Origin of the sequence: Hymenobacter glaciei (genome assembly GCF_039539585.1) — a bacterium.
GTDB classification, from domain to species: Bacteria; Bacteroidota; Bacteroidia; order Cytophagales; family Hymenobacteraceae; genus Hymenobacter; species Hymenobacter glaciei.
In genome coordinates, this window is the sequence record NZ_BAABDK010000026.1 from 68,736 (window position 1) to 95,148 (window position 26,413).

At 60.0% G+C, this 26,413-nt stretch carries 18 protein-coding genes, 2 tRNA genes and 1 pseudogene; 4 read left to right on the top strand and 17 right to left on the bottom strand.

Features of this window, described 5'->3' with window-relative positions; all coding sequences use genetic code 11:
• Positions 1 to 3: 3 nt before the first annotated feature.
• Positions 4 to 783 carry an O-methyltransferase gene (locus ABD837_RS17255; protein ID WP_345056955.1) on the top strand — a complete coding sequence of 260 codons (780 nt, stop codon included), beginning with the start codon at positions 4 to 6 and terminating at the stop codon, positions 781 to 783.
• A 308-nt stretch (positions 784 to 1,091) separates the two neighbouring features.
• Here the strand turns inward: ABD837_RS17255 and kdsA are convergent, their stop codons facing one another.
• Both kdsA and ABD837_RS17265 read right to left on the bottom strand, forming a co-directional pair.
• Positions 1,092 to 1,940, bottom strand: coding sequence for a 3-deoxy-8-phosphooctulonate synthase (gene kdsA, locus ABD837_RS17260; protein ID WP_345056957.1), 849 nt, complete (start codon positions 1,938 to 1,940; stop codon positions 1,092 to 1,094).
• Positions 1,941 to 1,946: 6 nt separating this feature from the next.
• Positions 1,947 to 2,555: a methyltransferase domain-containing protein gene (locus ABD837_RS17265; RefSeq protein WP_345056959.1), complete on the bottom strand. Its 609-nt coding sequence runs from the start codon at positions 2,553 to 2,555 to the stop codon at positions 1,947 to 1,949.
• A 107-nt stretch (positions 2,556 to 2,662) separates the two neighbouring features.
• Between ABD837_RS17265 and ABD837_RS17270 the strand changes: the two genes are divergently transcribed.
• On the top strand, positions 2,663 to 3,631 hold the full coding sequence (locus ABD837_RS17270; RefSeq protein ID WP_345056961.1) for a hypothetical protein: 969 nt from the start codon (positions 2,663 to 2,665) through the stop codon (positions 3,629 to 3,631).
• A 60-nt stretch (positions 3,632 to 3,691) separates the two neighbouring features.
• On the opposite strand, the gene ABD837_RS17275 is transcribed toward ABD837_RS17270, so the two are convergent.
• From ABD837_RS17275 to ABD837_RS17320, 10 genes and pseudogenes are all read right to left on the bottom strand, one after another.
• Positions 3,692 to 5,407: a T9SS type A sorting domain-containing protein gene (locus ABD837_RS17275; protein WP_345056963.1), complete on the bottom strand. Its 1,716-nt coding sequence runs from the start codon at positions 5,405 to 5,407 to the stop codon at positions 3,692 to 3,694.
• Between the two features lie 109 nt (positions 5,408 to 5,516).
• The gene (gene cphA, locus ABD837_RS17280) at positions 5,517 to 8,144 is read right to left on the bottom strand and encodes a cyanophycin synthetase (protein WP_345056965.1); all 2,628 of its coding nucleotides are present in this window, start codon (positions 8,142 to 8,144) and stop codon (positions 5,517 to 5,519) included.
• 180 nt (positions 8,145 to 8,324) lie between these two features.
• Positions 8,325 to 8,395 (bottom strand) — tRNA-Cys (locus ABD837_RS17285).
• Between the two features lie 663 nt (positions 8,396 to 9,058).
• Positions 9,059 to 10,864, bottom strand: a pseudogene (gene rpsA / locus ABD837_RS17290) (30S ribosomal protein S1); the annotation flags it as partial.
• A gap of 129 nt (positions 10,865 to 10,993) precedes the next feature.
• Positions 10,994 to 11,608, bottom strand: a complete 615-nt coding sequence (locus ABD837_RS17295) for a hypothetical protein (protein ID WP_345056967.1) — start codon at positions 11,606 to 11,608, stop codon at positions 10,994 to 10,996.
• A gap of 115 nt (positions 11,609 to 11,723) precedes the next feature.
• The gene (locus ABD837_RS17300; RefSeq protein ID WP_345056969.1) at positions 11,724 to 12,974 is read right to left on the bottom strand and encodes an RsiV family protein; all 1,251 of its coding nucleotides are present in this window, start codon (positions 12,972 to 12,974) and stop codon (positions 11,724 to 11,726) included.
• A 117-nt stretch (positions 12,975 to 13,091) separates the two neighbouring features.
• On the bottom strand, positions 13,092 to 14,366 hold the full coding sequence (locus ABD837_RS17305; protein WP_345056971.1) for a DUF3298 domain-containing protein: 1,275 nt from the start codon (positions 14,364 to 14,366) through the stop codon (positions 13,092 to 13,094).
• Positions 14,367 to 14,400: 34 nt separating this feature from the next.
• The gene (locus ABD837_RS17310) at positions 14,401 to 15,660 is read right to left on the bottom strand and encodes a DUF3298 domain-containing protein (protein ID WP_345056973.1); all 1,260 of its coding nucleotides are present in this window, start codon (positions 15,658 to 15,660) and stop codon (positions 14,401 to 14,403) included.
• A gap of 237 nt (positions 15,661 to 15,897) precedes the next feature.
• A complete protein-coding gene (locus ABD837_RS17315) occupies positions 15,898 to 16,728 on the bottom strand; it encodes a polyphosphate kinase 2 family protein (RefSeq protein ID WP_345056975.1) in 831 nt (276 codons plus the stop codon).
• 45 nt (positions 16,729 to 16,773) lie between these two features.
• Complete coding sequence (locus tag ABD837_RS17320; RefSeq protein ID WP_345056977.1) at positions 16,774 to 17,502, bottom strand: VIT1/CCC1 transporter family protein; 729 nt, start codon at positions 17,500 to 17,502, stop codon at positions 16,774 to 16,776.
• Between the two features lie 114 nt (positions 17,503 to 17,616).
• On the opposite strand from ABD837_RS17320, the gene ABD837_RS17325 reads away from it, so the two are divergent.
• Positions 17,617 to 18,303, top strand: coding sequence for a Dps family protein (locus ABD837_RS17325; protein ID WP_345056979.1), 687 nt, complete (start codon positions 17,617 to 17,619; stop codon positions 18,301 to 18,303).
• A gap of 89 nt (positions 18,304 to 18,392) precedes the next feature.
• Here the strand turns inward: ABD837_RS17325 and ABD837_RS17330 are convergent, their stop codons facing one another.
• Complete coding sequence (locus ABD837_RS17330) at positions 18,393 to 18,794, bottom strand: low affinity iron permease family protein (RefSeq protein ID WP_345056981.1); 402 nt, start codon at positions 18,792 to 18,794, stop codon at positions 18,393 to 18,395.
• A gap of 239 nt (positions 18,795 to 19,033) precedes the next feature.
• On the opposite strand from ABD837_RS17330, the gene ABD837_RS17335 reads away from it, so the two are divergent.
• A tRNA-Leu gene (locus ABD837_RS17335) sits at positions 19,034 to 19,115 on the top strand.
• Positions 19,116 to 19,249: 134 nt separating this feature from the next.
• Here ABD837_RS17335 and ABD837_RS17340 read toward each other — a convergent pair.
• The 4 genes from ABD837_RS17340 to ABD837_RS17355 all read right to left on the bottom strand — a co-directional run bounded on the left by ABD837_RS17340 (position 19,250) and on the right by ABD837_RS17355 (position 26,318).
• Positions 19,250 to 20,809: an NFACT RNA binding domain-containing protein gene (locus tag ABD837_RS17340; protein WP_345056983.1), complete on the bottom strand. Its 1,560-nt coding sequence runs from the start codon at positions 20,807 to 20,809 to the stop codon at positions 19,250 to 19,252.
• Positions 20,810 to 21,340: 531 nt separating this feature from the next.
• Positions 21,341 to 22,108, bottom strand: a complete 768-nt coding sequence (locus ABD837_RS17345; protein WP_345056985.1) for an MBL fold metallo-hydrolase — start codon at positions 22,106 to 22,108, stop codon at positions 21,341 to 21,343.
• A 96-nt stretch (positions 22,109 to 22,204) separates the two neighbouring features.
• A complete protein-coding gene (locus ABD837_RS17350; RefSeq protein ID WP_345056987.1) occupies positions 22,205 to 22,588 on the bottom strand; it encodes a response regulator in 384 nt (127 codons plus the stop codon).
• A gap of 64 nt (positions 22,589 to 22,652) precedes the next feature.
• Positions 22,653 to 26,318 (bottom strand): PAS domain S-box protein, encoded by a 3,666-nt coding sequence (locus ABD837_RS17355; RefSeq protein ID WP_345056989.1) that lies wholly within the window; start codon positions 26,316 to 26,318, stop codon positions 22,653 to 22,655.
• Positions 26,319 to 26,413: the final 95 nt, after the last annotated feature.

Genomic DNA, 26,413 nt, shown 5'->3' on the forward strand with positions numbered 1-26,413 from the left:
ATTTTGTTTCAACTTCTCGCTTACCTCCGCTTCTGGCTGCGTTCGGGCAACGCCCACGGGCTGCACTCGCCGTTTGTTTTTGGGCTTTACACCTCGGTGGTGCGCCACACTGGCCATTACCGCGCCTACGCAGCCATTGAGGAGCGGCGGCGGCAGCTGCTGGCCAGCCCGGCCAGCCTAAGCGTAACGGATATGGGAGCGGGCTCGCACACCGGAGCGGGCCAGCAGCGCCGCGTGGCCGACATTGCCCGCAACGCTGCCAAGCCCCGGAGGCTGGCGCAGCTGCTGTTCCGGTTAGCAAATTACCTACGCCCCGCTACCGTGCTGGAGTTGGGCACTTCGCTGGGCCTCACTACCGCCTATTTGGCCGCTGCTAATAGCGGCAGCCGCGTTGTCACGTTCGAGGGTTGCCCCAACGTGGCCGCAGTGGCCCGCGAAACTTTTGCTACGCTGAACCTGGGCAACATTGACGTGGTGGAGGGCAACCTCGACCACACCCTGGCCCCTACCCTGTCGGGACTGGGGGCTTCGGTGGATTTCGTTTTTTTCGACGGCAACCACCGCTACGAACCCACGCTGCGCTACTTCGGGTTGTGCCTGGCCCACCGCACCGACGAGTCGGTGTTTGTCTTCGACGACATTCACTGGTCGGAAGAAATGGAGCGCGCCTGGGAAACCATCAAAGCCCACCCCGACGTGCGCCTAACGGTGGATTTGTTCTACATCGGCCTCGTGTTCTTCCGAAAGAGCCAGCCTAAACAGCACTTCTGGCTGCGGACGTGATTTAGCGAATTAGCAGTGCGACTGACGTTGTCAAGCCCATAGACAGTGCTAGCAACATCAAAAAGTGTTTTCGGCGCTCCTTGAAAGCAACTGCGCAGGCGATAATGCACAACAGGTAAGCCATCGAACCTATCATTCCAACAATCAACGGAATGATACTACCTTCTTCATATAGGAGACTATTGAGACAATAGTACACCCCTAAACCAATCCAACATAACGCGTATATAACGAGTGCGTTAGTAGAGGATAAGCTCCGTTGGATTTGATTATTGTCTAAGTACATCAGCATGTAGTTATTAAGAGCTTCAGTTCGATTTCACCTCGCCCGTTTCCCGAATGGCGTCGCGCACCCGCGTGAGTTTCACCAGCAATGCTTCGAGCTGGTCGAGCGGGAGCATGTTGGCGCCGTCGGACAGCGCCGTGGTGGGCGTCGGGTGGGTTTCGATGAACAGGCCGTCGGCCCCTACGGCAATGGCGGCTTTGGCGATGGTTTCGATGAGAGCGGGCTGGCCGCCGGTGACGCCGCTGCTCTGGTTGGGGCGTTGCAGCGAGTGCGTCACGTCCATCACCACGGGCACCTCGAACTCGCGCATGGCGGGCAGGTTGCGGAAATCTACCACCAGGTCGGAGTAGCCGAACGAGTTGCCGCGTTCGGTGAGGATGACGTGCGAGTTGCCGGCCTGGCGCACCTTATCCACGGCCCACTTCATGGCCTCGCCGCTCAGGAACTGACCTTTTTTGATATTCACCACCTTGCCGGTCTGAGCGGCCGCAATCAGCAAATCGGTCTGCCGACACAAAAAAGCCGGAATCTGCAGCACGTCGACGTACTCAGCAGCCAGCGCAGCTTCGCCCGATTCGTGGATGTCCGTCACGGTCGGCACGCCGATTTCGCGGCTCACCTTCTGCAGAATGCGCAGGGCTGTTTCGTCGCCGATGCCGGTGAACGAGTCGAGGCGCGAGCGGTTGGCCTTGCGGTAGGACCCCTTGAAGATGTAGGGAATCTGCAGCTTGTCCGTCATGCGCTTGATGCGCTCGGCGATGCGCAGGGCCATGTCCTCGCCTTCGATGACGCAGGGGCCAGCCATGAGGAAAAACTGACCGGAATTGGTGTGGTGGAAGTGCGGAAGGGTGTTGGCGAGGGCTTGCAGCATGATGGGTTATTTCTTTTTCAAACAAATGAACAGCTCGCGCCCCTCCCGGGGCTTGAGCGAGTTGGTAGCGGTTTCGAAATGGCGAAATTCAAAGTAGGGCGCGAAATATTCGCGGTATTCTTCCCTACTCCCGCCAAACGGTGGCTCCTGCACGGGCCCGAAGTCAGCATCGAACAGCAGGCCCATGAGCGTGCCGCCGGGGCGTAGCAAATCGGCGCACTGCCGGGCGTAGGCCGGGCGCAGGGCGGAGTCGAGGGCGCAGAAAAACGTCTGCTCTACAATTAAATCGTAGGGAGGGTCGTTGGGCAGACCAAAAAAGTCGGCCAGCATCAGGTGCTCCTTGGGGAAGCCGGGCACGCGGGCAGCCAGCGCGTCCAGCGCTTCGGGGGCGATGTCGGCCACAAATACCTGTCGAAATCCGAGCTGGTGCAGGTACTCGGCTTCGTAGGCCCGGCCGGCCCCCGGAATGAGGATGCGCGGTTGGACGGCCACGGCCATTTGGTCGAAATAGGCGCGCAGCGGCGGGGTGATGCCGCGGGTGTCCCAACCGTCGCGGCCGTCGTCGTAACGTGCTTGCCAGTAAGCAGCATCGAAGTCAGGTAAAACCGTTTTCATTTGGCCTGAGTATAGGTTTAACTTGCCAGGGCACCAAACTCCCCTATTTTTACGCCCAAAGGTACGTGCCGCACTGCGCCACCGGCCCCGATTTCCATTCGCTTCTTTTGCATAACTATTCCCGCATGGACCCTAACGAAACCCCCGAACCCCGCTCCAACAACAGCCGCGTCCTCCTCTGGGTCGCCCTGGTGCTCGTCCTGCTCGGCATTAATGGTGTCCTGTTCTACCTCAACCAGCAGAAAGGCCAGCAAAACGAGGTGCTGACCACCGAAGTAAAAGCCAAAGACAGCAAGCTCCAGGAACAAATCAAGCAATACGAAGCCCTAAAAGCTGATTTCGAGCGCCAAAGCCAGGAGTTACAAGCGCTGGGCCTGAGCAACGACTCACTCGTGGCCAAAATCTCGGCCGTGAACGCCGACCTGCTGAAGCTGCGCTCCTTTAAGGCCGGCAGCTTCTCCATTAGCCAGCAAACCCTCTTCAAGCGCCGCGCCCAGAACCTCGAAGGCCAGCTCCGCAAGAAGGACGACGACATTGCCCAGCTGAAGAAGGACAACGAGACCCTCTACACCGAAACCAACACGCTAAAGGAGAAGCAGAATAAGCTTTCCGACACCATCAGCACAGTGGTGCGCAGCAACAAAGAGCTCTCGGAAAAAGTATCGGTGGCTTCGCGCCTGCAGGCCGACAACATCCACGTGGCCATCATCACCTCCAAAAACAAGGAGAAGGACGACGAGAAAGAGGAGTTCAAGGCCAAGCGCGTGGAGAAGCTGAAAATCACCGCCAACTTTGCCCGCAACGACGTGTCGCCCAAGGAAACCAAGGCCGTGTATATGCGCATTCTGGAGCCCGACGGCGCGGCCCTCTACAACCTGAGCACGGGAGGCGGCACGTTCACCGTGGACGGCCAGGAGGCTTTCTACACCCAGAAGCAGGACGTGGTGTACGACAACTCCCGGCAGAAGCTGGAATTCGTGTACGCCAAGGGCGCCGAGTACAAGAAAGGCCTGCACACTGTAGAACTCTACGAAAGCGGCCAACTGATGGGCAAAACGACCTTCACCCTGAAGTAGCCCAAGAGAATTTCAACGCATAAAAAAGCCGCTTCAGTTGCTGAAGCGGCTTTTTGTGTTCTATTCTAGCACAAGTCGCTGGGCCGGCCCAGCTCCGCGCAGCAGGTAGAGGCCCGCGGGTAGGCCCTGCAGGTCAAGCGCAGCCTCGGCACTGGTTGGGGCGGGGTAGTGGCGCACGGCCCGGCCCAGCGCGTCGGTCAGAGTAAGAGGCGCGGGAGTCGTGCCGGCGGGCAGGCGTAGCGTGGCCGTGCGCCGGGCCGGGTTAGGGAAGAGGGTGGCCGCCTCGCGGGGCACGGCGGCTGTGGTGGCCGTTAGAGTGGCATCGGTGAGGGAGGCCAGGAAACCGAGGTTGGTGACAGGACTCGAGTTGGAGAGGGTAGTTGCACTGAAGCTGGCGGTAGAACTGGCAAAATACCCTGCCACGTAAACGCTAGTGGCGCTCACGACCAGCGCAGTGGATGCGTCGTTCCCCGTGCCGCCAGCCCGCTGTGCCCACGCGAAACTACCTGTGCTGCCCGCGTCGGTGAGCTTGGCCACAAACACGTCGGAAAAGCCCATATTCGTCAGCGGGGTGGTACCAAAACCTGCCGTTGGGCTATCGAAACCTCCGGCTAAGTATACACTATTTCCACTCACGACCAGTGCATTCGCTACCTCGCTGCCCGTGCCGCCGGCCCGCAGTGCCCATACAAAACTACCTGTGCTGCCCGCGTCGGTGAGCTTGGCCACAAACACGTCATAGATGCCCGCATTGGTCAGGGTGTTGGCACCGAAGCCTGCCGTGAGGCTAGCGAAACCTCCGGCCACGTATACGCTGGTTCCGTTAGTGGCCAGCGCGATGGCAAAATCACTACCCGTGCCGCCAGCCCGCTGCGCCCATGCAAAGCTGCCCGTGCTGCCCGCGTCGGTGAGTTTGGCGACGAATACGTCGGAAGAGGTTACATTGGTATTGGTCAATGTGATGGTGCCAAAATCCGCCGTGGAACTGGCGAAAACACCGGCCACGTACACGCTGGTGCCACTCACGGCCAGCGCGTTGGCGAAATCACCGTTTGTGCCACCGGCCTGTTGCGCCCACACGAAGCTGCTCGAACTGCCTGCGTCGGTGAGTTTGGTAACGAATACATCGGAAGTACCTGCACTGGTCAGCGTAGCGGTGCCAAAGCCTACTGTGAAGCTGCTGAAACTGCCGGCCACGTACACGCTGGTGCCACCCACGACTAGGGCATTTGCTTCGTCATCGCCCGTGCCGCCGGCCCGCTGCGCCCACACGAAGCTTCCTGTGCTGCCCGCGTCAGTGAGCTTGGCAACGAAAATATCGTCACCCCCGGCGTTGGCCAAGGTGGTGGGGCCGAAGCCCGCCGTTGAACTGGTGAAATATCCTGCTATGTAAACGTTGGTTCCGCTCACGGTCAGCGCGTCGGCATAGTCATTGCCCGTACCGCCGGCCCGCTGCGCCCACATGAACTGGTTGCTGGCGGGATTGAACTTGACCACGAACACGTCACGGTTTCCGAGGCTCGTCAGCGTGGTACCGCCCAGCACCACTGTATTCGCGAAATTCCCAGCTAGGAATACGTTGCCCGCCGCATCCACGGCCGTAGCCGTCACTATCGAGTAATTGCCTGATGCTGCCGCTGTGGCTGTTGCTACGGCCCGCGCCGACTGCCAGGACGGGGCCTGGGCCGCCGCCCGCAGGTGTAAGGTGAGGAACAACAGGGCCAGCAGGGTGCGAACCAGCGCGGCGGGAAGTGGCAAGGAGGAAAAGTTGAACATAGAAAGGAAGTAGCGTAACGCACTGATTATAGAACGATACAAAAATAGGGTGCGGGAATAAGTCCCCGCACCCTATTTACAAGGGCAGCCACTGCCGCCCTCAGACTGCTTAGGCCGATTTCTCGAACTCGTCCAGCTTGGCCAGCGTGTTGGTGATGTTCTCGGTGAAGATGACTCCTACCCCACCCTTCGGCGTGTGCTTCAGGAGGTGGTCGATGGCATCGGGCTCGTTGTCGATATAAGTAATTTTGAGCTTGGGTTTGTCGAGGCGCAGGCCGCGCTCCATGATTTCGCGCAGGTACTCGGCCGACTTACCGCGCAAGTCCTGGTCCTGGCGCAGAATCACTTCGTCGAAGATGCGGCCGGCGATGCGGGCGAAGCCCAGGGTGTCTTCGTCGCGGCGGTCGCCGAGGCCCGACACGATGCCGATTTTATGCGTGGCCGTCGTGGCCTCCATAAACTCGGCGAATTTGGTGATGCCCGCCGTGTTGTGGGCATAGTCCACAATCACCTCAAATTTCGGAAACTTGTATACGTTCATGCGGCCCGGCGTTTTGGTGCCCGACGGGATGAACGTGCGGAAGGCCGTTTTGATGGCGTCCTTATCGAACCCGGCCAGGTAGCCCGCCAAGCTGGCCGCCAGGCAGTTCTCAATGTTGAAGCCCGCCCGCCCATCAAAGGTGATGGGAAACTCGGCGGCACGGTCGATGCGCAGCTTGTAGCTGTTACGGTAAATCGTCACGTAGCCTTCCTCGTACACGGCGGCCACACCGCCTGCCTCCACGTGCTCCTGAATGCGGGGGTTGTGTTCGTTCATGCTGAACAGCGCTACGCGGCAGTCCACGGTGCGGGCCATGGCGTACACTAGGTCGTCGTCGGCGTTCAGCACGGCCCAGCCGTTTTTGCGCACGGTACGGGGCAGCACGCCCTTCACGGCGGCCATCTCCTCCACAGTATGGATGTCGCGCAGGCCCAGATGGTCGGCGGCTACGTTGGTCACCACTGCAATGTCGCAGGTATGAAAGCCCAGGCCCGAGCGCAGCATGCCGCCGCGCGCGGTTTCGAGCACGGCGTAGTTAATGGTCGGGTCGCGCAGTACGAACTCGGCGCTTTGGCCGCCGGTGCAGTCGCCCTTCTGCAGCTGCACGCCCTGGATGTAGATACCATCGGTGGTAGTGAAGCCTACTTTGTAGCCCTTGCTGGCTACCAAGTGCGCAATGAGGCGCGTGGTGGTGGTTTTGCCGTTGGTACCCGTGATGGCAATAATCGGGATGCGGGCCGTGCTGCCGGGCGGGAACAGCATATCGACCACCGGGGCGGCCACGTTGCGCGGCAGCCCTTCGGTGGGCGCAATGTGCATGCGGAAGCCGGGGGCGGCGTTCACCTCAATCACGGCGCCGCGGCTTTCATTCAGGGGCACGGCAATGTCGGTGGCCATCAAATCGATGCCGCAAATATCGAGGCCTACGATGCCGGCCACGCGTTCAGCCAGCAGCACATTGTAGGGGTGCATCTGGTCGGTTACGTCGGTGGCGGTGCCGCCGGTGCTGATGTTGGCCGTGCTCTTCAGATACAAAATTTCACCGGCTGGCAGCACCGACTTCAGCGTCAGCTGGCGGCCCTTCAGAATATCGAGCGTGTGCTTGTCGGCTTTGATGCTGGTGAGCACCTTTTCGTGGCCAATGCCCCGGCGTGGGTCCTTGTTCACCTCATCGATGAGCTGCTGAATGGTGCTTTTGCCGTTGCCCACCACGGCCGCCGGCGTGCGCTTGGCGGCGGCAATCAGCTTGCCGTTCACCACCAGCAGGCGGAAATCGAAGCCCTCAATGAACTGCTCCACAATCACGGCCCGCGAGTATACCTGGGCGGCTTTCAGGCCCTCAGCGGCATCCTTCCAGTTCATGATGCGAATAGTGGCGCCCTTGCCGTGGTTGCCGTCGAGCGGCTTGGTCACGATGGGGAAGCCTAGTTCGTCGATGGCGTCGCGCAGGCCGGCCTCCGAGTACACGGTGGTACCGCGGGGCACGGGCACGCCCGCGTCGTTCAACATGGCCTTGGTGCGGTTCTTATTGCCGGCCACTTCCACGCCCGCGTGCGAGGTGAGGTTGGTCGTGGTGGCCCAGATGCGGCGCTGGTTTTCGCCATAGCCCAGCTGGATAATGCTGGTGTTCTTGAGCTGGATGTAGGGAATGTTGCGCGAGGCGGCCTCGGCCACAATGCTGTAGGTACTGGGGCCGAAAAATTCGTCTTCGCGAATCTCATGCAGCTCGGCCACGATGGGCTTCAGGTCGACCTTCTCCTTTTTGCAGACGGCCTCCACAATGTCCACGGCGGCTTCCACGGCGCGGCGGCCGGCGCGCTCTTCCTGGTAGGCGACCACCACGTACTCCACTCCCTCTTCGTGGGCCGGGTAGCTTTTGCCCCAGAACGTGGGCATGGCGGCCTGCCGCTGCAGCTCCAGCGCCACGTGCTGAATGACGTGACCCAGCGGCTCCCCATCCAGCAGGGCTTCTTCCGTGAGCGGCTGGTGCTTGGCGGCCTGCTTGCCACTCATGCCGCTGGGCTGCACCTGCCCGATGTTGGGAAACAGCTTCATCAGCCGCCCGGCAAAACCCGGCACAGTGTTCGACCACTGCCCGGCCAGCTCCTGCAAATCAACTTTGGCAACAATCAGTTTAAACTGTTTAACAGACCAATAGCTCGGCCCGCGCATGGTGCGGAGGTCAACAATCTTCATAAGGTGTGGGGTAGTAAAGAACGAGGGATGCCGCAAGTACGGCCAACGGCCCAGCTTGGCTACGAAATGTAGGCATAATGTGTCCAAAACCCGTCTTTAAACCGATAGCCAGGCGCAGTACATACGTAAAAAGCCCCATCTGCCAGGTGGCGAATGGGGCTTTTCGAAGCATTGCTGCTGAGGTGACGGGCGGATTCGAACCGCCGTAGGAGGTTTTGCAGACCTCTACCTAGCCACTCGGTCACGTCACCTGGAGTGGTCTTTTGGGAGCGCAAAGGTAGGCAGCGGGTTTGGCGTGGGCAAGGGTTTGAACACAAAAAAGCCCCGGCGCATGCGCCGGGGCTCCTTTCTGCAACAAGGCTAAGCGGTTAGGCTTTGGCTTCGTCGTCTTTTTTGTCGGCAGCGTCATCGCCGGCAACCAGGCCCTTGGCCTTGTCCACCAGGTCGCCAGCTACTTCCGAAGCCTTGGTGAAGGCTTCCGAGTGGGTCACAGCGTCAACCGCGTCAGCGGCAGCGTGCTTTACCTTATCGAAAGCTTCCGAACCGGTTACGGCATCCACCGCGTCCGAGGCGGCGTGCTTCACTTTGTCGAAGGTCTCGTTGTGCGAAACGGCTTCGGCAGCATCAGCAGCTACTTCTTTCACTTTGTCGAATGCAGCCGAAGCGGCACCCGTGATGCTGGCCAGCAGGCCACCTTCGGCAGCGGCCGGAGCAGCTTCGGCAGCAGGAGCTTCCTCGGCTTTGGCAGCCTTCTCAGCCTTGGGAGCTTTGGCGGCAGGAGCGTCAGCCTTGGGAGCTTCTTCAGCAGCCGGAGCTTCCTCAGCGGCGGGCGCTTCGGCAGCTTCAGCTTTCTCGGCCTTGGGAGCAGCAGCAGGCTTGGCAGCGGCGGCGAGCTTCTGCTCACCAGCCTTGCGCTCGTTGCCCATCATCTGGTCGCGCAGGGCGCTCAGCGCGTCGAGGTCGCCGAGGGTCGACTTCTCTTCCGTCTTCTTCAAGTCGCTGATTTTGCCTTCGCCCTGGGTGTCGCCAGCCTTTGCGTTGGTTTTCTTCTTGAACTTGTTGTTGCGGCTGTCGTCTTCAGCAGCGGCTTCCTTGTTGAACACGGCCGTGTGCGAGAGCACGATGCGGCGGTCGTCCTTCGAGAACTCCGTTACGCGGAAGTCGAGCTGCTCGCCGTTCTCAGCGTTCGAGCCGTCTTCCTTCACCAACGACTTGGGGTAAGCGAAGCCCTCGATGCCGTAAGGCAATTCGAGAACCGCGCCACGCTCGGTCTTCTCGGTGATGGTCGCCTTGTGTACCGAGCCGGGAGTGAACACCGTCTGGAAAGTATCCCAGGGGTTTTCTTCCAGCTGCTTGTGGCCCAGGGCCAGGCGACGAGCGCCCAGGTCCAGCTCCAACACAACTACGTCCAGCTTGTCGCCCACCTTCACCATTTCCGATGGGTGCTTGATTTTCTTGGTCCACGACAGGTCGGACACGTGCACGAGGCCGTCAACGCCCTCTTCCAGTTCTACGAACAGGCCGAAGTTGGTGAGGTTGCGCACGGTGCCGCTGTGCTTGGTGCCGACAGCGTAAGTACCGCCGAAGTCGCCACGCGTCCACGGGTCTTCGGTCAGTTGCTTGATGCCGAGGCTCATCTTGCGGTCTTCGCGGTCGAGCGTCAGAATCTGCGCTTCTACCGTGTCGCCCTGCTTGATGAAGTCCTGCGGGTTGCGCAGGTGCTGGCTCCAGCTCATTTCCGAAACGTGGATGAGGCCTTCCACACCGGGTACCACTTCCATGAAAGCACCGTAGTCGGCCACGTTCACGATGCGGCCCGATACTTTCGAACCTGGCTGCAGGTCGGCCGGCAGCGAATCCCATGGGTGAGGAGTCAGCTGCTTCAAGCCCAGCGAAATACGCTTCTTGGCTTCGTCGAAGTCCAGAACTACGATGTTCAGTTTCTGGTCCAGGGTCAGCACTTCGCTCGGGTGAGCGATACGGCCCCACGAGATGTCCGTGATGTGCAGCAGACCGTCGACACCGCCGAGGTCGATGAACACGCCGAAGTTGGTCATGTTCTTGATGTTGCCTTCCAGAATCTGGCCTTTCTCCAGGTTGTTCAGGATGGCCTCACGCTGCTTCTCGAGGTCTTTCTCGATGAGTACTTTGTGCGAAACCACCACGTTGTCGAAAGCGGAGTTGATTTTCACCACTTTCACTTCCATGCGACGGCCAACATAAATGTCGAAGTCGCGGATGGGCTTCACGTCGATTTGCGAGCCGGGCAGGAAGGCTTCTACGCCGTCGAGCTCCATGATGAGGCCGCCTTTGGTGCGACGCTTCACTACACCTTCGAGGATGGTATCCAACTCGAGGGCGTCGTAAATCGACTTCCAGGCCTGCTTGATTTTGGCTTTCTTACGGCTCAGGATGAGCTGGCCGTTGATGTCTTCCTGGTCTTCGATGAATACCTCTACCTCGTCACCGATTTTCAGGTCGGGCAGGTCGCGAAATTCAGTAATCGACACGAGACCGTCCGACTTGAAGCCGATGTTCAGGATAACGTCGCGGTCGGTGATGCCAACTACGGTGCCCTTCACAACTTCTTCTTCCTGTACGGTCGTGAGCGTGTCGCCGTACATTTTCTCCATCTCGGCACGCTGGTCAGCCGAGTAATTTCCACCAAAACCGGTGGCTCCGACGTTATCCCAGTCGAAATCGTCAATCATTTCTGCCATAATAGCTTGCGGACACCTCTTAGATAAACGAGAAGGCCGGTGCCCGGGCCAATTCGCGGTTCTTATTGAACACCTTGCCGTTGAGCAACAAGGCCCGCCACCCTGGCGGGGCCGCAAAGGTACGGGTTATCAGGAGGTTTTACTAATGGGCACACTCCCATTTCTTTCGAGCCAAAACGTTCTGCGAGTCGCATTAAAGTATTTGGCCATAATGAAATCCGCGGCTTCGAGGCGAAATGCTTCGGTTTGCACTTTCATCTCCATATCAGCGGGTCGTTTCGTTTCAGCAAGCAATTTTCGAATGCTTTTCCTTGCCAACTCTGGCTCAAAAGGGCCCTTCATGGCACGAATAATCATGATACATATCATCATAGCCTCACCAGGGTCCTCAATTTTCACAATGAAGTTCACAAAATATGCAAGGTGCTTTGTGCAATCGTATTTGATGAGCGGCCACAAAAAGTATGAGCGAACCTCGGCGTTTTCTGGCGCCTGTGCAGCCCTCATCATCGGCCGAATTATTCTTTCATCCTTAATGCTTTCAAGCACTTTTGTAATAAACCACTTCGTTGTTCGACGCAGGCTTGGGCATAGCATTCGTAGCAATGCCCCAACAGCCTTATGTTTAGGCTTATTAAGGCATACTTGTACAGCCTCAAGTTCAGCAACCAATATTGAATCTGATTCAGCTTCTTGGAGAAGATTTTGGAGTTCTTGTCTACGAGTGAGCTTTCGTTTATTCATTCTGATTTAAGAAGGTATTATCAGCTGTTGTTACCCAGAAATCAGTTTCAAAGCCAGGAAATCGCATTTCTGATTTTGAAAAAACAAGCTACTAGAAAGAAATACACAAGCAAAGTTATCGAACCGCAACTCCGCCACGTGCTGGCAACGGCAGCCCCTCGCGTAGCCAGGGGCGCAACTCGGCCAGGGGCACGAACAGGCGTATTTCGCCGTCAGCATAGGCTGCGATTTCATAAGGTGTATAGCTAAAAATGACCCCGCCGGGCGTCAGGCAGACATTTTCGCAAACCGGTATTTCGCTTACCAGCAACTCGTCATCCAAAGGCTTGTCGGCGGGTATCTGCATGGTCTGGCGGACGTGGCGTTCCAGCAGGGCGGACAATTGCAGGCGCGCTTCCGGCAGGAAAATGTCGTTGAAGGACAGTACTTGTCCCGTACGCAGGTCGAAACTCCGAATTTGAGTAGACCCCAATCCGTGGACTCCACCCGAGTAGCTGTAGCTACTAAAGCTTAGACTGAGCAGCGGAGGCTGATGCACCAGTACATGGACCGCATTGAGTTGCTGGTGGCGCAATACCTCGGGGGGAATTGCCTCCGCGGTGTCACCAGGAGTTGGCTTGAGCACGGCAGTGGCAACTCGGTAATCCTGCGTAAACGTTTGGCGCTGGGCCAGCCAAAGCGCCTGCCAGGAAGTGTGGGCCGGCCCCGATAAATTAGCACCTAATTCACGCAAAATATTCAGCAGCAATTTCTTATTTGCTGCGCTAGCGTTGGATGAGCCGATGGGTATTAGTCCTTGCAGGCTTACGTCCCCATAGGGAGTATGGGCCTCCCCGGGATAAGCCGCTACCGTATCGGAGTGCATGGCTATAGCAAAGCCCAATCCATTGGGCGCAGCGCCTACCCGACGGAGTTTGAGCGGCTGCCCGGCCCGGGTGCCTGTCCAGTTTCCCCCGTCCCGACGCAGCCGCCAAACCCCGCCTTTGATGGCAACGGCCTCGCCGGGGTAGGTATCGGAGCTGGTATCGTATACCACCAAGCTGTCGGGCCCACTGCTTGGTTGGCCAACCAGCTGGAACGGGTGGCCAGCTGGGCCATAGTAGCTGCCCGCAATACCGTCAGAACCTAAGTTCTTGGGTACGCACGTCAGGTGTAGGGTAAAGCTGTCGGGAGCGGTGGCGAAACGGCCGCGATAGGTTTCGTAGAAGGCCCCGCGGGGGCTGCTGGCCGCAGGCGTAGCAGTGGCCCTGCCGACAGGTGGTTTGGGCGGGGGCTTACTGGTTTGGGACCGGTCGGCTTGGGCGTGGCAGCCCGCCAGGGCCAGCAGCACAACGCTCACTAGATGAACAGGAAAAGCAGTTTTCATGAAGCAGGAATTCTATATCGGCGTTGCTAAGCGCAGGCTGCTGGCGTAGCTGCCTACAATTTCACGGCTTGATTTTACCCTTTAGCTGCGATGGGTTTTAATCGTTTTCGGTTGGAATCACCGCACCGCCACCCCGGCCCTTGCTGGCAGCGGCAGGCCATCGCGCAGCCAGGGCCGCAACTCGGCAAAGGGCACGAACAAGCGGGCTTCCTCGTAGCTGGTGGGCACCGTTTCATATGGAGAGTAGCTGAATACGACGCCTCTGGGGGTGAGGCACACATTCGTGCTTACGCCCTCATCCGGCTCTGATAAGCGGGCAATGAGGGCTTCCCCTGCCTGGGTGTGAAGGGTACGCCGCGCATAGCGGATGAGCAAAGCCGGGAGCTGGGTGCGGGCTTTAGGCAGGAAGATATCGTCGAAGGAGAGCGCCTTCCCCGTCCGCAAATCGAAGCTGCGCAACTGGGTATCGCCTAGGCGGTGATTGCCACCTGAGAAGCTGTAGTCGGCGAATCCCAAGCTCAGGAGAGGAGGCTGGTGCACCCATACATTAACCGACTTACGATGATAGTAGTACAGAGAAGAGCTGAGGAAGGACTCGGTAGTATCTTCAAACAGCGGCCTCATTTCTTCGGCAACTTCGCGGTATTCCTTCTTAAATGCTCGCCGTTGGCTGGCCCAGATTACATCTAGAGAAGCCGGAGCGGCTTGTTTGGCTTTGAAGTCGCCGCGCTCCTCACGCAGGATATTGCTAGCCAACAACGTCCCAGCAGCAGTGCCAGTAGCAGGCCCCACGGGGGTAAGTCCCTGCATGCTCACTTCGCCGTAGGGAGTTTGCGGGCTGCCGGGGTAGGCGGCAATGGTGTCTGAATGGCTTTCAATGGCCAGACCCATGCCGCCGGGGGTAGAACTCACGCGCCGTAGCCGCAGCGATTGGCCGGCCCGGGTACCGGTCCAGTTGCCATTGGGTTCCCGGTGCAGGCGCCAAACTGAGCCTGCCTGCCCATCGGCACCAGTGGGGAGGGCCTCGTCGCTAACATCCTGCAGGAGCATACTATCGGGCGCAGTACTCTGCAACGCCAGTTCCTCAAGCTCTAACGGGTGCATGTCGGCACCGTAGTAAATGCCCGAAACGATGGCGTCTTCGCTGTCCAGCCGGGGAGGTACGCGGGTTAAATGGAGTGTGAAGCTGTCGGCCGCAGCAGCGAAAAGGCCACGATACGTCTCGTACAAGGAACCCCGGTCGGAAACTATTGGTGGCGTTGCAACTGCCTTAACGCCTGCTTTGGAAGTATCTGTGGCAGCGGTGGTGTGTTGCTGGTCAGTTTTGGAATGGCAGCCGGCCAGCGCCAACACGAACAGGCCAGCCATGCGGGGCCGTAAATAGCTGGTCATCTGCATCAGATTCAAGCTTGCTAAAACGGCACCCCTAACGAACGGCGACTCCGGCACCTACTGGCAGCGGCAGGCCCTCGCGCAGCCAAGGCCGCAACTCGGCCAGGGGCACGAATACATCAACCGCGCCTTCCATTTCCGGAGCAATGGCCGCGGGGGAATAGCTGAAGAGTACGCCACCGGGGGTGAGGCAGACATTGGTAGAAACCGGCATCTTGCCATTCATCAACCCACCTTCGAGAGGCTCGGTCGCGTTGAGGTTCCTGGCCTGGCGCAGATGGCGCTCCAGCACGGCCACCAACTGAGTACGCGCGCCCGGCAGGAAAATGTCGTCGAAATACAGCGCGCGCCCGGTGCGCAGGTCGAAGCTGCGGATGCGAGTTTCCTCATGGCCGCGGTTACCACCCGAGAATTCGTAGACGGGAAAGGCCACGCTGAGCAGCGGCGGCTGATGGACCATGACGTGCGCAGTAATCCGCTCCTGGTATTGCAAGGCATAGCGCGGAATTTCCTCATCGGTGCTGCCAGCCTTGGGGCGCAGCTCGGCGGCATCGGCCCGGTAGGTCCGCGTGTAGGCCTGGCGCTTGGTGCTCCATAGCGCATCCAGCGAAGCCGGGGCGGCTAGGCCGGCGAGGGTATCGCCCCGCTCTTCGCGCAATATGTTGGCAGCCAAGAGCTGGTTGGCTTCGCTAGTAGCGGCAGGCCCGGTGGGCACAAGCCCCTGCAAATTCAGCTCGGCGTAAGGCGAATTTGGCTCCGCAGGGAAGGCGGCTATTTTATCAGTGTGCAGCACCGCGGCAAACCCCAGCCCTTCCAGCGCCGTGCTCACCCGCCGCAGCTGCAGCGGCTGGCCGGCCCGGGTTCCGGCCCAGTTGCCGTTGGGTTCGCGGTGCAGGTGCCAGGTGTAATCGGGTTCGGGCTGCCCGGATGCCGGCGCGGGGCCGCTGTCGCCGAGTAGCAGGCTATCGGGCGCAGCATTAGACCGTTCGCTGAGGTCGTGCACTATCCCATCGGCCCCGTAGTAGTGCGCAGACAGGCTTCCGGCTTCGATGTCCTCGGAAACGGGCACTATTGTCAGGTGCAGGGTAAAGCTGTCGGGAGCGGCGGCAAAACGGCCGCGGTACGTTTCGTAAAGAGCGGCCGGTGTAGCCGCTTCTTTATCGGGCGAGGCGGCCGGTTTGGACGTGGCCTTGGTGGTGTTGGTTTGCGGTTTGTCGCTGGTTTTGCCGTGGCAGCCAACTAGAAGAACAAACAGCAGAACCCCCGCTGAACGGGAAAGGAAAGTAATGGTCATGCAAAAACAGAAAGGAATATATGCGAGGCAAGATACTATCTCCTGATAGTTGTCCCCGATAAATTCCCCTCTGCGCCCGCTCTTTGCATGCCTGCATCAACTTTAGAGCGGTTTCGTGGCCAGTGTACAGGCGGAACGATGCAGGGGCGGGGGCAAGCCCTACCGGGTACGACCCCGCCCCTGCATCCACTGATTCCGAAACGGCTCTAGAATGACTGCTTCAAAACCCTTTTTTTATTACTCAATCAGCTGCGCCTTCACGTCGAACGTGGGCTTGGGCGGCTGGGGGTTCATCTCTTCCAAAGCAGCAACCACGATTTCGGCGATGGCTAAATCCCGGGCCCATTTCTGGTTAGCGGGAATGACAAACCACGGAGCATGGTCGGGCGAGCAGTGGCGCAGGGCGTCTTCGTACACGGCCTGGTAGTCGTTCCAACGGGCGCGCTCTTTGAGGTCGTTGGGGTCGAACTTCCAGTTTTTGGCGGGGTCGTCGAGGCGGGCCTGCAGGCGGGCGGCCTGCTCCTCTTTCGAGATGTGCAGGAAAAACTTGAGGATGCGCGTGCCGTTGTTGGTAAGCATACTTTCGAAGTTATTAATATCCTCGAAGCGCTGCTTGGCGGTTTTGTCGTCGACGATGTCGTGCACGCGGGTCACCAGCACGTCTTCGTAGTGCGAGCGGTTGTACACGCCGATGTGGCCACGCTTGGGTGCCTGGGCATGAATGCGCCAGAGGAAATCGTGGCTCAGCTCCTCGGGCGAGGGCGCTTTAAACGAAGCCACGGTTACGCCAGCTGGGTTCACGCCCGTGAGCAGGTTGCCGATAGCGCCGTCTTTGCCGCCCGTGTCCATCGCCTGAAATACCAGCAGCAAGGCTTGCTTGTGCTCGGCGTAGAGCAACTCCTGCAGCTCGAAGAGGCGCTTGCGCAGCTCCAGCAGGCGCGGGGTGGCGTCTTCGCGGTTGCTGGGGTGGTGGGCAAAGGGCTTTTCGCTGCCGGCGTCTACCTCAGCAAGGCGGAAGGACTTGCCCTTGACGAGCACGGCGGAAGTTTTGGGAAGTTTGAGTTTCATGGATGATGGCAAGAAGAAAACGGGAAATGTAGCAGCGGCAGACGCTTAAGCTCCGCCCACCAGCCGGGCAATACCGAACGCGGCAGTCGCAGCCAGCGCACCTACTACGGCCATCTTCAGGGCGCCGGCTACGGGTGGCTGGCCAGTCAGGCGGCTTTTAAAGTAGCCGAAGATGAGCAGACAGAGCAATGTAATTGCGGCCGACCATCCCAGCCCCTGCTGCGGCGTGGCGGTAAAGAAGTAGGCACTGAGCGGAATGAGGCCGCCCACCGCATAGGCGGCGCTGATGGTAACCGCGCTTTTGGGCGCCTGTTTGGGGTCGGGCTCTTCGAGGCCCAACTCGTACTTCATCATGAACTTCACCCACTGTTCGGGGTCGGCGGTGAGCTCGGCCACGGCCTGGCGGCGGGTGGCTTCGGAGAGGCCCATGTCGGCGAGCAGCTCTTCGACTTCGGCGCGCTCCACATCTGGCACCTCCTGTACCTCGCGGTGCTCACGGGCCAGCTCCGAGGCGTAGTGCTCCACTTCGGTGCGGCCGGCCAGGTAGCCGCCCAGGCCCATGGCAATGCTGCCGGCCACAATCTCGGCCAGGCCCGCCGTGATGACCAGGCTCGATGACGACACGGCCCCGGTGAGCCCGGCCGCCAGCGCGAAGGGCACGGTGAGGCCGTCGGAGAGGCCAATGACCACGTCCTGCAACATGGCCGAACTGGTAAGGTGGTGCTCGGGGTGCACATCATGCGGCAGTTTGGTTGTGGTCTGAGGTTCGGCCATAAGGAGATTTTAACAGGTTGAACTTAACCCCGCAGGGTGCTTTACGTACGATGAATAACAATTTTCGCTGCCGAATTGCTCGGCCAACCACTCACCTCAACTTTCGCTTTTCTTATGGCCTCTTCCGCCAAAGCTGCTGCTCCTAAAGCCGCCGCATCAAAAAAAACTGCCGCTCCCGCCGCCAAAAAATCAGCTGGCAACACCGGTAAAGGTGCCGGCAGCAACGCTACCGTCGACATCCAGCCCATTCTCAACCAGCAGAACCACGCTCCTGCCCCTACCCAGCGCTACGGCACCGTGAGCCAGCGCCTGCCCATCGGCCTCGACGAGCCAACCCGGCAGGCCAGCGTGACCATGCTCAACCAGCTCTTGGCCGATACCATCACGCTGCGCGACATGTACAAGAAGCACCATTGGCAGGTAGTAGGCCCTACTTTCTACCAGCTGCACCTGCTTTTCGACAAGCACTATGAGGAGCAAGCCGTGCTGGTGGATGCCATTGCCGAGCGCATCCAGATTCTGGGCGGCGTGGCCGTCGCCATGGCCCACGACGTAGCCGAGCTCAGCAGCATTCCCCGGGTGCCGCGCGACCGCGAAGAAGCCCCCGTACAAGTTTCGCGCCTGCTCGACGGCCACCAGCGCCTCCTCAAAAACTGCCACGACTACGCCAGCAAAGCCGATGACAAGGGCGACGACGGCACCAACGACCTCATTGTGAGCCAGCTCATTCGCACCAACGAAATGCAGGTGTGGTTCGTGTCGGAGCACGTAGTGGAGTCGCCATTGACCCGCGCCGAATAAGTAATTCCTAATCCGGTTTTGAGATTAAAGCAGGCCGCCACAATAGTTGTGGCGGCCTGCTTTATGTATGACCTACTCGACTTGGGCCGCTACCTTGTCAGCTTGGTTGGCTTCGGCTTCCTCCACGCTGTGGGTTTTGCCGAGGTCGCTGTCTTTCTTGGCCAGTTCGGCCAGCGCACAGTAAAAATCGTGTAGGGGCGAATTTCTTCTTCCGAAAAATCCTGCGCATTGATGAGGCGGTTGCTGGCGCCTTGGGTGGCAGCCAGTAGCTCATTCAGCTTGAGATGCAGTACCAACGAATCCTTATTCTGGGCGCGCTGAATGAGAAACACCATCAGAAAGGTGACAATGGTGGTGCCGGTGTTGATGACCAGCTGCCACGTTTCGGAGTAGTGAAACAGCGGCCCCGTGAGTGCCCAGACCAGCACAATGCCCGCGGCAGCAAGGAAAGCGGCCGTAGAACCCGAAAATTTGGTGATGCTTTCGGCCATCCGGCCAAAAAAAGATGTATGCGACGGAGCCGGAGCGTTTGCCATGTAGCCAGATGATTGTCAGGTAAGAAAGGGAGTTGCTTTCCCCTACGTAAGCTCAAGTATAGCGGCCAAATCATGGAGGAAACATGAAAAACCACCCCATTGGTTGTGTAGCCCAAATCCTCCGGCTATCTTTGCACCCGCTTCGCTACCTCAGCGACGCCGGCTTCGGCCGAATGCCAAGTTTAGTTGCCTTTGCGCACGTGGTGAAACTGGTAGACACGCCATCTTGAGGGGGTGGTGCCTTCGGGTGTGGGAGTTCGAATCTCCCCGCGCGCACGCAAAAACGAAAGGCCGCTGCAAGCAATTGCAGCGGCCTTTTTCGTATAGTCTGTAGCTGTAGCACGCAGCCTTTGCTCCGTATGGAAAGGCCTTCAACTGGCACCAGACCCAGCAAAAGCTGCGTGCTACGGTTATGATTCCCGCTCGAAGGGATTGCCGGGTTTCACCAACACAACCCGCTCACGCTCCACAATTACCTGGCCCGGACGCGCGCCGCGGGGCTTACGCACAAACTTTTTGGGCGTAACGGTGACCGGGCACAGCGTATCATTCTGGCGCTTGGAGTACCAGCCGGCGAGCATGGCGGCGTGCTCTATTACGGGCTCGGGCACGGTTTGGCCGGCGCGGTGGCGGATGACCACGTGCGAACCGGCTACGTCCTTGGCGTGCAGCCAGAGGTCGTCTTTGTGCGCGTATTTCTGGGTGAGCAGGTCGTTGTTTTCGGCACTACGACCCACCAGAATGGTAAAGCCCCGGTCTTCAAACACCTTAAACGGAAGCTCGCCGGTTGCTTTAGTGTTGGCGTTAGCCGTGGGGTCGAGGCCGTGCTGCTTGCGCCAGTTGCGCAGCCCGCGCAGCTCGGCCAGGGCGGGCTCGTTATCCATTTCCTCCAGCCGCTCCAGCGCCGTGAAGGCTTCGGCCTCGCGGCGGGCAATGCGTTCCGTTAGCTCCCGCTCTTCGATTTGCTGGTTTTTGGCTTTGCGGTAAAGGTTCTCGGCGGTGCGCTGGGGCTTTTCGCGGGGCTTGAGCTTGATGATGCGCGGCTCGTTGGTATAAAAATCGATGACCTCGACTTGGGCTGCGCCGGGCGCGATGGCGTGCAGGTTGGCCATGATGAGGTCGGCCGAGTTGCGGTACCCGGCTTCGTGGGCCAGCGCGTGCAGGCGTCGGCGGGCGTGGGCCGCAGCAGTCCCAGCCTCGTCGGCGCGGCGCGTGAGCAACTGGCGCAGCTGTTGGGTTTCGGTTTCGAGGGCGCGGCGGCCCAGGGCCATGGGCACAAAGCGGCGCAGCGCGGCCAGCGGGTCGTCGCCGGCAAAGGTTTCGAGCACCTCCCTTATCGGCAGCAGGCTGAGCCGGGTGCGGCCGTCGAGTTGGATGATGTAATAATGAGCCGGCTTTTCAAGTTGCGCCAATACCTGGTTTACCTGGCGGGACTTGGCTTCGGGCTCGGCTTCGTCGTAGCCGTGGGTGCGCAGGTAGCGCAGCGGCAGGTCGGCCAGCGGCGGCGGGAGCTTCCCGGGCACCGCGGGTGCAGGCGCAGTTTGCGGGCGTAGGTCAGCATCGGCGAGCAGCTTCTGCTGGAAAAGCTGGGCGGCACCATCGTGAGTAGTCCGGAAAATGGCGTTGGGACGCGGGCCATAGAGTTTGAACGCAAGGCGTGCGCCACTGCGGAAATTCACCTGCAGCACCCGGTCCTGGGGCCAGGCCACGACGGTTTCGACTTGCTCGCCCAACAAATCGGGGAATAAATCGACGGAATTGGCACGGGCGCGCTGGAAAGTTTCGGGCAGGGCCAGCGCCGGAAAATTCGCGCCCAGTTGGGCTTTCAGCCAAAACTCGGCGGTTCCGTTAGTGAGGCCCACCACCAGCTCGTCCTTCTCCTGCGTGAAGCAGGCCGCCACGCGGTAGCCCCGCAGCTGCTCGGTAAGGGCGGGGGCCAGCTGGCGCAGGAAGTAATAGTTGGTGTGCATATCAGAATTTTTAGCTTCTGGCTTGATTCAAACTGTATCTTCTGGCTTCTCCAAGACCAAAAGCTCAATCAGAATTTCACGAGAACTTTTAACTTCCTGCCAAAACGGCCCTGTAATAGAGGATAGGCTAAGGATAAATAGGCTGGGAGGAAGCAGCAGAACCAGTGGGCTGGCATCACCATCAAGCACTAGTGTCACGGCAATTAGCAGCCCAAAAGCGCAGATTAGTAAGGCAACCAATGCACCGACCCAAAATCCAAAAGGGTTCAAATGATGGCGTAATGTAAGCCTACTGCCCTTACCATGCGGTAGCGCCTCAACCCAGCCGGCCACATTAGGACGATTTGAAACGCTGTTAAACCAGCGAATACGTCTGATTGCAAACGAGTCCGTCCCAACATCACCCCGAAAAGGTTCAGTTCGATACTCAAGCACCCGATTACTCGTGTTTTGCTGAACTCTCGCTAATAGTTCTGATGGCCAGAGAGACGAAACAAACTCTTCTGTCAAAGATGGATACCCCCACATCGCCTATACCTCCACCTTCAGCCCATCATACGCCAGCCGAATCCACGGCGGCAATTCAGCTTCCACATCGGCGTGCCGGCCCAGCTGGTGGCTGATGTGGGTGAGGTAGGCCCGTTTGGGGGCAGCTTCTTCGAGCACTTCGATGGCCTGGGCCAAGGTAAAGTGCGAGATGTGCTGCTCGCGGCGCAGGGCATTGAGCACGATGACGTCGGCCCCACGCAGTTGGGCACGGGTTTCGGGGCTGAGGTGGTTGGCGTCGGTGAGGTAGCAGAAGTTGCCGATGCGGAAGCCCAGCACCGGCAGCTTGTGGTGCATCGCCCGCAGCGGCAGCACGGGCACGCCCAGCACGTCGAACGGTTCGTCGTCGCGCTCGATGGGGTGCAATACCACGCGGGGCACGCCGGGGTACTTGTGTTCGGCAAAAATGTAGGCAAACTCCTGCTGCAGCTGGCGCAGCACGCGCGGCTCGCCATACACGGGCATGTCGGTTTGCTGCCGGAAGTTGAACGCCCGGATATCGTCGAGGCCCGCGGTGTGGTCCTTGTGCTCGTGCGTGAAAAGCAGGCCGTCGAGGTGGGTGACGCGGGCGCGCAGCATCTGCTGCCGAAAATCGGGACCCGAGTCGATAACGAGGCTGCGCCCGTCGACCACCACGTGCACCGACACGCGCAGGCGGTGGTCGCGGTGGTCGAGCGAGCGGCACACGGCGCAGGTGCACCCAATCATGGGCACGCCCGACGAGGTGCCCGTGCCAAGGAAAGTTACTTGCATGATAGTTGTCAGGTGCTCGTTGTCAGTTGTTGGTCAGGCACAAATAGCCGAATAGAACGACCTGACAACTGACAACGAGCAACTGACAACTGGAAACTAGCCGACGTACTGCTTCACTACGCGCACGAGGGCATCGAAGTCGAGCGGCTTGGGCAGGTAATCGGTTACGCCGGCCTCCCGGAACTGGTCCATCGAGTAGTTGTTGGCGTTGCCGGTGATGGCGATGATGGGCAGCTTGTTGATTTTGGGGTCGGCGTGGGCACGGATTTCGCGGGTGCACTGCATGCCATCCTTCACCGGGATGTTGATGTCCATCAGCACGCAATCGATGGGGTTGCCTTCGAGTTGCTTCAGTACTTCGCCGCCGTTTTTGGCCAGCACAATCTTGTACTTCTGAAGCTCGAGGATTTTACGGGTAAGGTTGAGGATAACCGAGCTGTCTTCAGCAATCAGAATCGTCTTTTGGGTATCAACAGACATGCGCGTGGGGTTTTTGTGAGAAGAATGGATGGTAGAGGAGCAGAGGCAAGCAAAAACGAACGGTTTATTCGGCAGCTGTGGCCCGCTGCACTGCGGCCGGATATTCGGCAACGAAGCGTGCAAAGTAATGTTCTAAAAGTTGAAAGCCCGCTGCCCCAGCTTCCATACGTCCTTCCTTGAACTGGCGTTCGAGGTGGCGCGCCTGGGCAGCGAGGGCCACGCCCCCAAGCGTGGCAGAAGTGCCCTTCAGCTGGTGCAGCATGGGCAGTAGCTCGCGAAACTCGGCGCTGGCCACAACTGGTGCTGCGTCGCGCAGCAGGTCGCCGGCTTCCTGCTCGAATTCCTGGTACAGGTCGGTGGTGAACTCCGCTCCGCCCAACTCCATCAGCTGAAGCAGAATAGCTTCGTCAAGGACGGGCTCGGTCGCTGCGCCATCGGGCTCGGGCACCACGGGGCTGGCCACGGGAACGGGCGGCGTTAATACGGCCGCAACGGCAGCGGCAGCTACCGTGGCAGCCGACGTAGAGCGTGGGCCGCGCGGGCGCAGCCAGCGGTGCAGCACTTCGTAGAGGTGGCGGCTTTTTACGGGCTTGCCCACGTAGTCGTCGAGGCCCTGGCGCATGAAGCGGCCGGCATCTTCCTGCATCGAGTAGGCCGTCATGGCCACTACCGGGGGGCAGGCACTGCCCAGCAGGCGGCGAATTTCGGCCGTGGCAGCCACGCCGTCCATGTCGGGCATCTGGATGTCCATAAAAATCATGTCGTACTCCAGGCCGGGCGTTTTCACCAGGCCAATGGCCTCGGGGCCGCCGCCAGCCACGTCGACCTCGCAGCCCAGGCGCGAGAGCAGGCGCTGGCCCACCTTCTGGTTGATGGCGTTGTCGTCGACGAGCAACACCCGGGGTGGGTCTTCGAATGCTTTGAACACCGGGTCGCGCACGGGCGCCACGGCGGGCAGGTCTTCGCGCTGGGCGGCCTTGGTGGCAATCGTGAACCAGAACACCGAGCCCTCCCCTTCATCAGAAAGCACCCCGATTTCGCCGCCCAGCAGCTCGGCTAGCTGCCGGCTGATGCTCAGGCCCAGGCCCGTGCCGCCGTAAGCCTTGCTGGGCGTGGTATCGAGCTGCGTGAAGTTGGTGAAAAGGCGGGCGGCGTTTTCGCTCGAAATGCCAATGCCGGAGTCCTGCACGGCGAAGCGCAGGGTATGCAGCTCGCCGTCGGTACTCACACTGCTCACCACAATGCTAACCGTGCCCTCGTTGGTGAACTTAATGGCGTTGGCCACCAGGTTGCTCAGAATCTGCAGCAGGCGCACTTCATCCGTAACCACAAAGGCCGGCGTGTGGGGCGTGATGTGGTAAGTGAAACGGATGTTTTTCTGCTCGGCGCGGTAGATGAACAGGGAACGGATGCGCTCCATCACGGCGGTCAGCTCGAGGGCCGATTCGTGAATCTGGAGCTTGCCGGCCTGAATTTTCGACAGGTCGAGGATGTCGTTGAGGATGGTGAGCAGGGCGTCGGAGCTCTTGCGCAGCGTGTCGACGTAGTCGAGCTGCTCGTCGTTTTCCACGGTCTGGTCGAGCAGGTCAATCATGCCGATGATGCCGTTCATGGGCGTGCGCAGCTCGTGGCTCATGTTGGCCAGAAACTGGGTTTTGGCCTCTAGCGCGGCTTCGGCGGCATCCTTGGCCAGGCGCAGGTCGTCCTGCATCTGCTTGAGCTCGGTGACGTCGCGGGCAATGCCCTCGGTGCCGCGCCGGCCGTCGACCGAGAGGCGCGCGTTCACCAGCACGCTCACGGGGTGGCCCAACTTGTGCCACATCTGGGTTTCGAAGTTGCGCAGGCCGCCGTTGCGCTCCAGCTCGGCCCCCACGCGGTCGGGGTCGGTGGGGTCGACGTAGTAGAGCGCCACGGGCTGGCCCATCACTTCCTCGGGCTCGTAGCCCAGCACCTCGCGCACCGACGGGCTCACGATGGTGAGCAGGCCCTCGTCGTTGGTCTGGTAATAAATATCCTGGAAGGACTCGAAAATGGAGCGGAACTTCTCTTCCTGGGCCTCCAGGGCAAAATGGGCCCGCTTCTGCTCGGTGATGTCGTGGGCGATGGCCGAGATTTCCTCAAAGGAGCCGTCGCCCAGGTAAATCGGGTTCAGGTACACGTCGGTCCACACGTCGTAGCCCCGGGCATCGCGCAGGCACATCTGGAAGCGCTGGGCCTGGCCCTTGCCGGCCGCTTCGTAGTGCTCCACGAAGGTGTCGCGCTCGTGGGTGGGCATCCGTTCGAGGTCGGCTTGCCACAGGTTGATGCCGCGCACGGGATACGTGCCGTTGCGCCGCAGGAACAGGGCCGCGTAGTTGCGGTTGAAATTCATGAGGTGGCCGTGGGTGTCCACGGTCCACATCACGTGCGAGCCACTTTCGAAAATGGCGTTGAGGCGGGCCGTCTGGCGGCCAATCTGCTCTTCGTTGCGCTTGCGCTCGATGGCCAGCGCCACCTGGTTCGAAATGAAGTGCAGCACGTCGAGGTCGCCGGGCGTGTAGGCGTCCACGCGGTGGTAGTCCTGCACGGCCAGCACCCCAATGATGCGGTCGCCGATGCTCAGCGGCGAGGCCAGCATCACCTCGGGCACCTGGCCGAAGAGGGTGAGCGTGCCGCTGCGCACGAGCTGCTGAAAATCGGCGTGGGTGAGGTAGCGCGGCTGCCCACCGGCGATGATGTACTCCGATACGCCGTCCGAAAACGGCTGGGCGGCCTGCGGCCGGTTCTGCGGGTACTGGTCGACGTGGTACACGAACTGCAGCTGCGTGCGGACATCGTCGCAAAGGGCGATGAACAGGTTGCTGGTTTCGATAATCTTGCTCAGCTCGCGGTGAATCGCGCCGTAGAGACTGGGCAAGTCTTTGGCCGAAATAGCCAGGTTGGCAATGCTGTAGTAGACCTTCTGGAGCCGCTCGGCCTTGATGCGGTCGGTGATGTCGTGCAGGATGGCGCGGCTGCTCATCGGCTGGCCTTCCTCGCGCACCACGCTCATGCTGCCAATGAGGTGCACGGGCTTGCCCAGGCTGGTGAGGAACACGGTTTCGACCTTGTTCACCGGCTCGCCGTCGTACAGGTTGCGCAGCTGATAGAGCAGCTTGGCCTTGTAATAGGGATGCACCACATCGGCGAGGGTGCGGGTGGCCAGCTCGGCATCGGTGTAGCCCAGCTTTTCCTTCCAGGCCTTGTTCACGAAGAGGAAGGCGTTGGTGGCGCTCAGGTGCTGCACCAAATCCTGGGCGTTGTCGAGGAAGTCCTGGAGGTGGGTACTGTCGTTGGCCAGGGCGGGCGAGGCCAGGGTCATTTCGTTGGCTTCCTGGCCGGTCATCCACACGCCGGTGACTTTGCCGGCGGTGTCGCGGGTGTAGCCCGTGCGCCAGTGCACCAGGCGCGGCTGGCCGCCCTGGGTGAGCAAGGTGCGGTCGTAGGCGGTGGGCAGGGTTTCGGTGGCTACGCCTTCGAGGTAGTCGCGGCGGCGCTGCTCTCGCTGGCCCGGGGCCATAAACATTTCGTGGCCGCGCTGGCCCAGTACCTGCTTGCGCGCGTAGCCGGTGAGGTGAAGAAAGGCATCGTTGGCTTCCACGATGACCCCGTCGGTATCGAGCAGCAGGTACACCTGCCCCAACTGGTCGAGCATCGACGCCGGGGAAGGAGCAACAGGACGGGCAGAAGCAGCAGCCGAAAAAGGAGCCATGGTAGCACAACGTAGGATGCCGGAAGAGATATTTCCGGCTAAGATAATTCCGAAGCCGTGGGGCCCGGGCTGTAAATTTGAACAAAAAAACTTAG

What these genes read in the sequence shown, in the direction of transcription:
- kdsA (WP_345056957.1), bottom strand. Translation starts at nt 1,940, where the DNA reads ATGCTGCAAGCCCTCGCCAACACCCTTCCGCACTTCCACCACACCAAT.
- ABD837_RS17265 (WP_345056959.1), bottom strand. Translation starts at nt 2,555, where the DNA reads ATGAAAACGGTTTTACCTGACTTCGATGCTGCTTACTGGCAAGCACGT.
- ABD837_RS17275 (WP_345056963.1), bottom strand. Translation starts at nt 5,407, where the DNA reads ATGTTCAACTTTTCCTCCTTGCCACTTCCCGCCGCGCTGGTTCGCACC.
- cphA (WP_345056965.1), bottom strand. Translation starts at nt 8,144, where the DNA reads ATGAAGATTGTTGACCTCCGCACCATGCGCGGGCCGAGCTATTGGTCT.
- ABD837_RS17295 (WP_345056967.1), bottom strand. Translation starts at nt 11,608, where the DNA reads ATGAATAAACGAAAGCTCACTCGTAGACAAGAACTCCAAAATCTTCTC.
- ABD837_RS17300 (WP_345056969.1), bottom strand. Translation starts at nt 12,974, where the DNA reads ATGAAAACTGCTTTTCCTGTTCATCTAGTGAGCGTTGTGCTGCTGGCC.
- ABD837_RS17305 (WP_345056971.1), bottom strand. Translation starts at nt 14,366, where the DNA reads ATGACCAGCTATTTACGGCCCCGCATGGCTGGCCTGTTCGTGTTGGCG.
- ABD837_RS17310 (WP_345056973.1), bottom strand. Translation starts at nt 15,660, where the DNA reads ATGACCATTACTTTCCTTTCCCGTTCAGCGGGGGTTCTGCTGTTTGTT.
- ABD837_RS17315 (WP_345056975.1), bottom strand. Translation starts at nt 16,728, where the DNA reads ATGAAACTCAAACTTCCCAAAACTTCCGCCGTGCTCGTCAAGGGCAAG.
- ABD837_RS17320 (WP_345056977.1), bottom strand. Translation starts at nt 17,502, where the DNA reads ATGGCCGAACCTCAGACCACAACCAAACTGCCGCATGATGTGCACCCC.
- ABD837_RS17325 (WP_345056979.1), top strand. Translation starts at nt 17,617, where the DNA reads ATGGCCTCTTCCGCCAAAGCTGCTGCTCCTAAAGCCGCCGCATCAAAA.
- ABD837_RS17330 (WP_345056981.1), bottom strand. Translation starts at nt 18,794, where the DNA reads ATGGCCGAAAGCATCACCAAATTTTCGGGTTCTACGGCCGCTTTCCTT.
- ABD837_RS17340 (WP_345056983.1), bottom strand. Translation starts at nt 20,809, where the DNA reads ATGCACACCAACTATTACTTCCTGCGCCAGCTGGCCCCCGCCCTTACC.
- ABD837_RS17345 (WP_345056985.1), bottom strand. Translation starts at nt 22,108, where the DNA reads ATGCAAGTAACTTTCCTTGGCACGGGCACCTCGTCGGGCGTGCCCATG.
- ABD837_RS17350 (WP_345056987.1), bottom strand. Translation starts at nt 22,588, where the DNA reads ATGTCTGTTGATACCCAAAAGACGATTCTGATTGCTGAAGACAGCTCG.
- ABD837_RS17355 (WP_345056989.1), bottom strand. Translation starts at nt 26,318, where the DNA reads ATGGCTCCTTTTTCGGCTGCTGCTTCTGCCCGTCCTGTTGCTCCTTCC.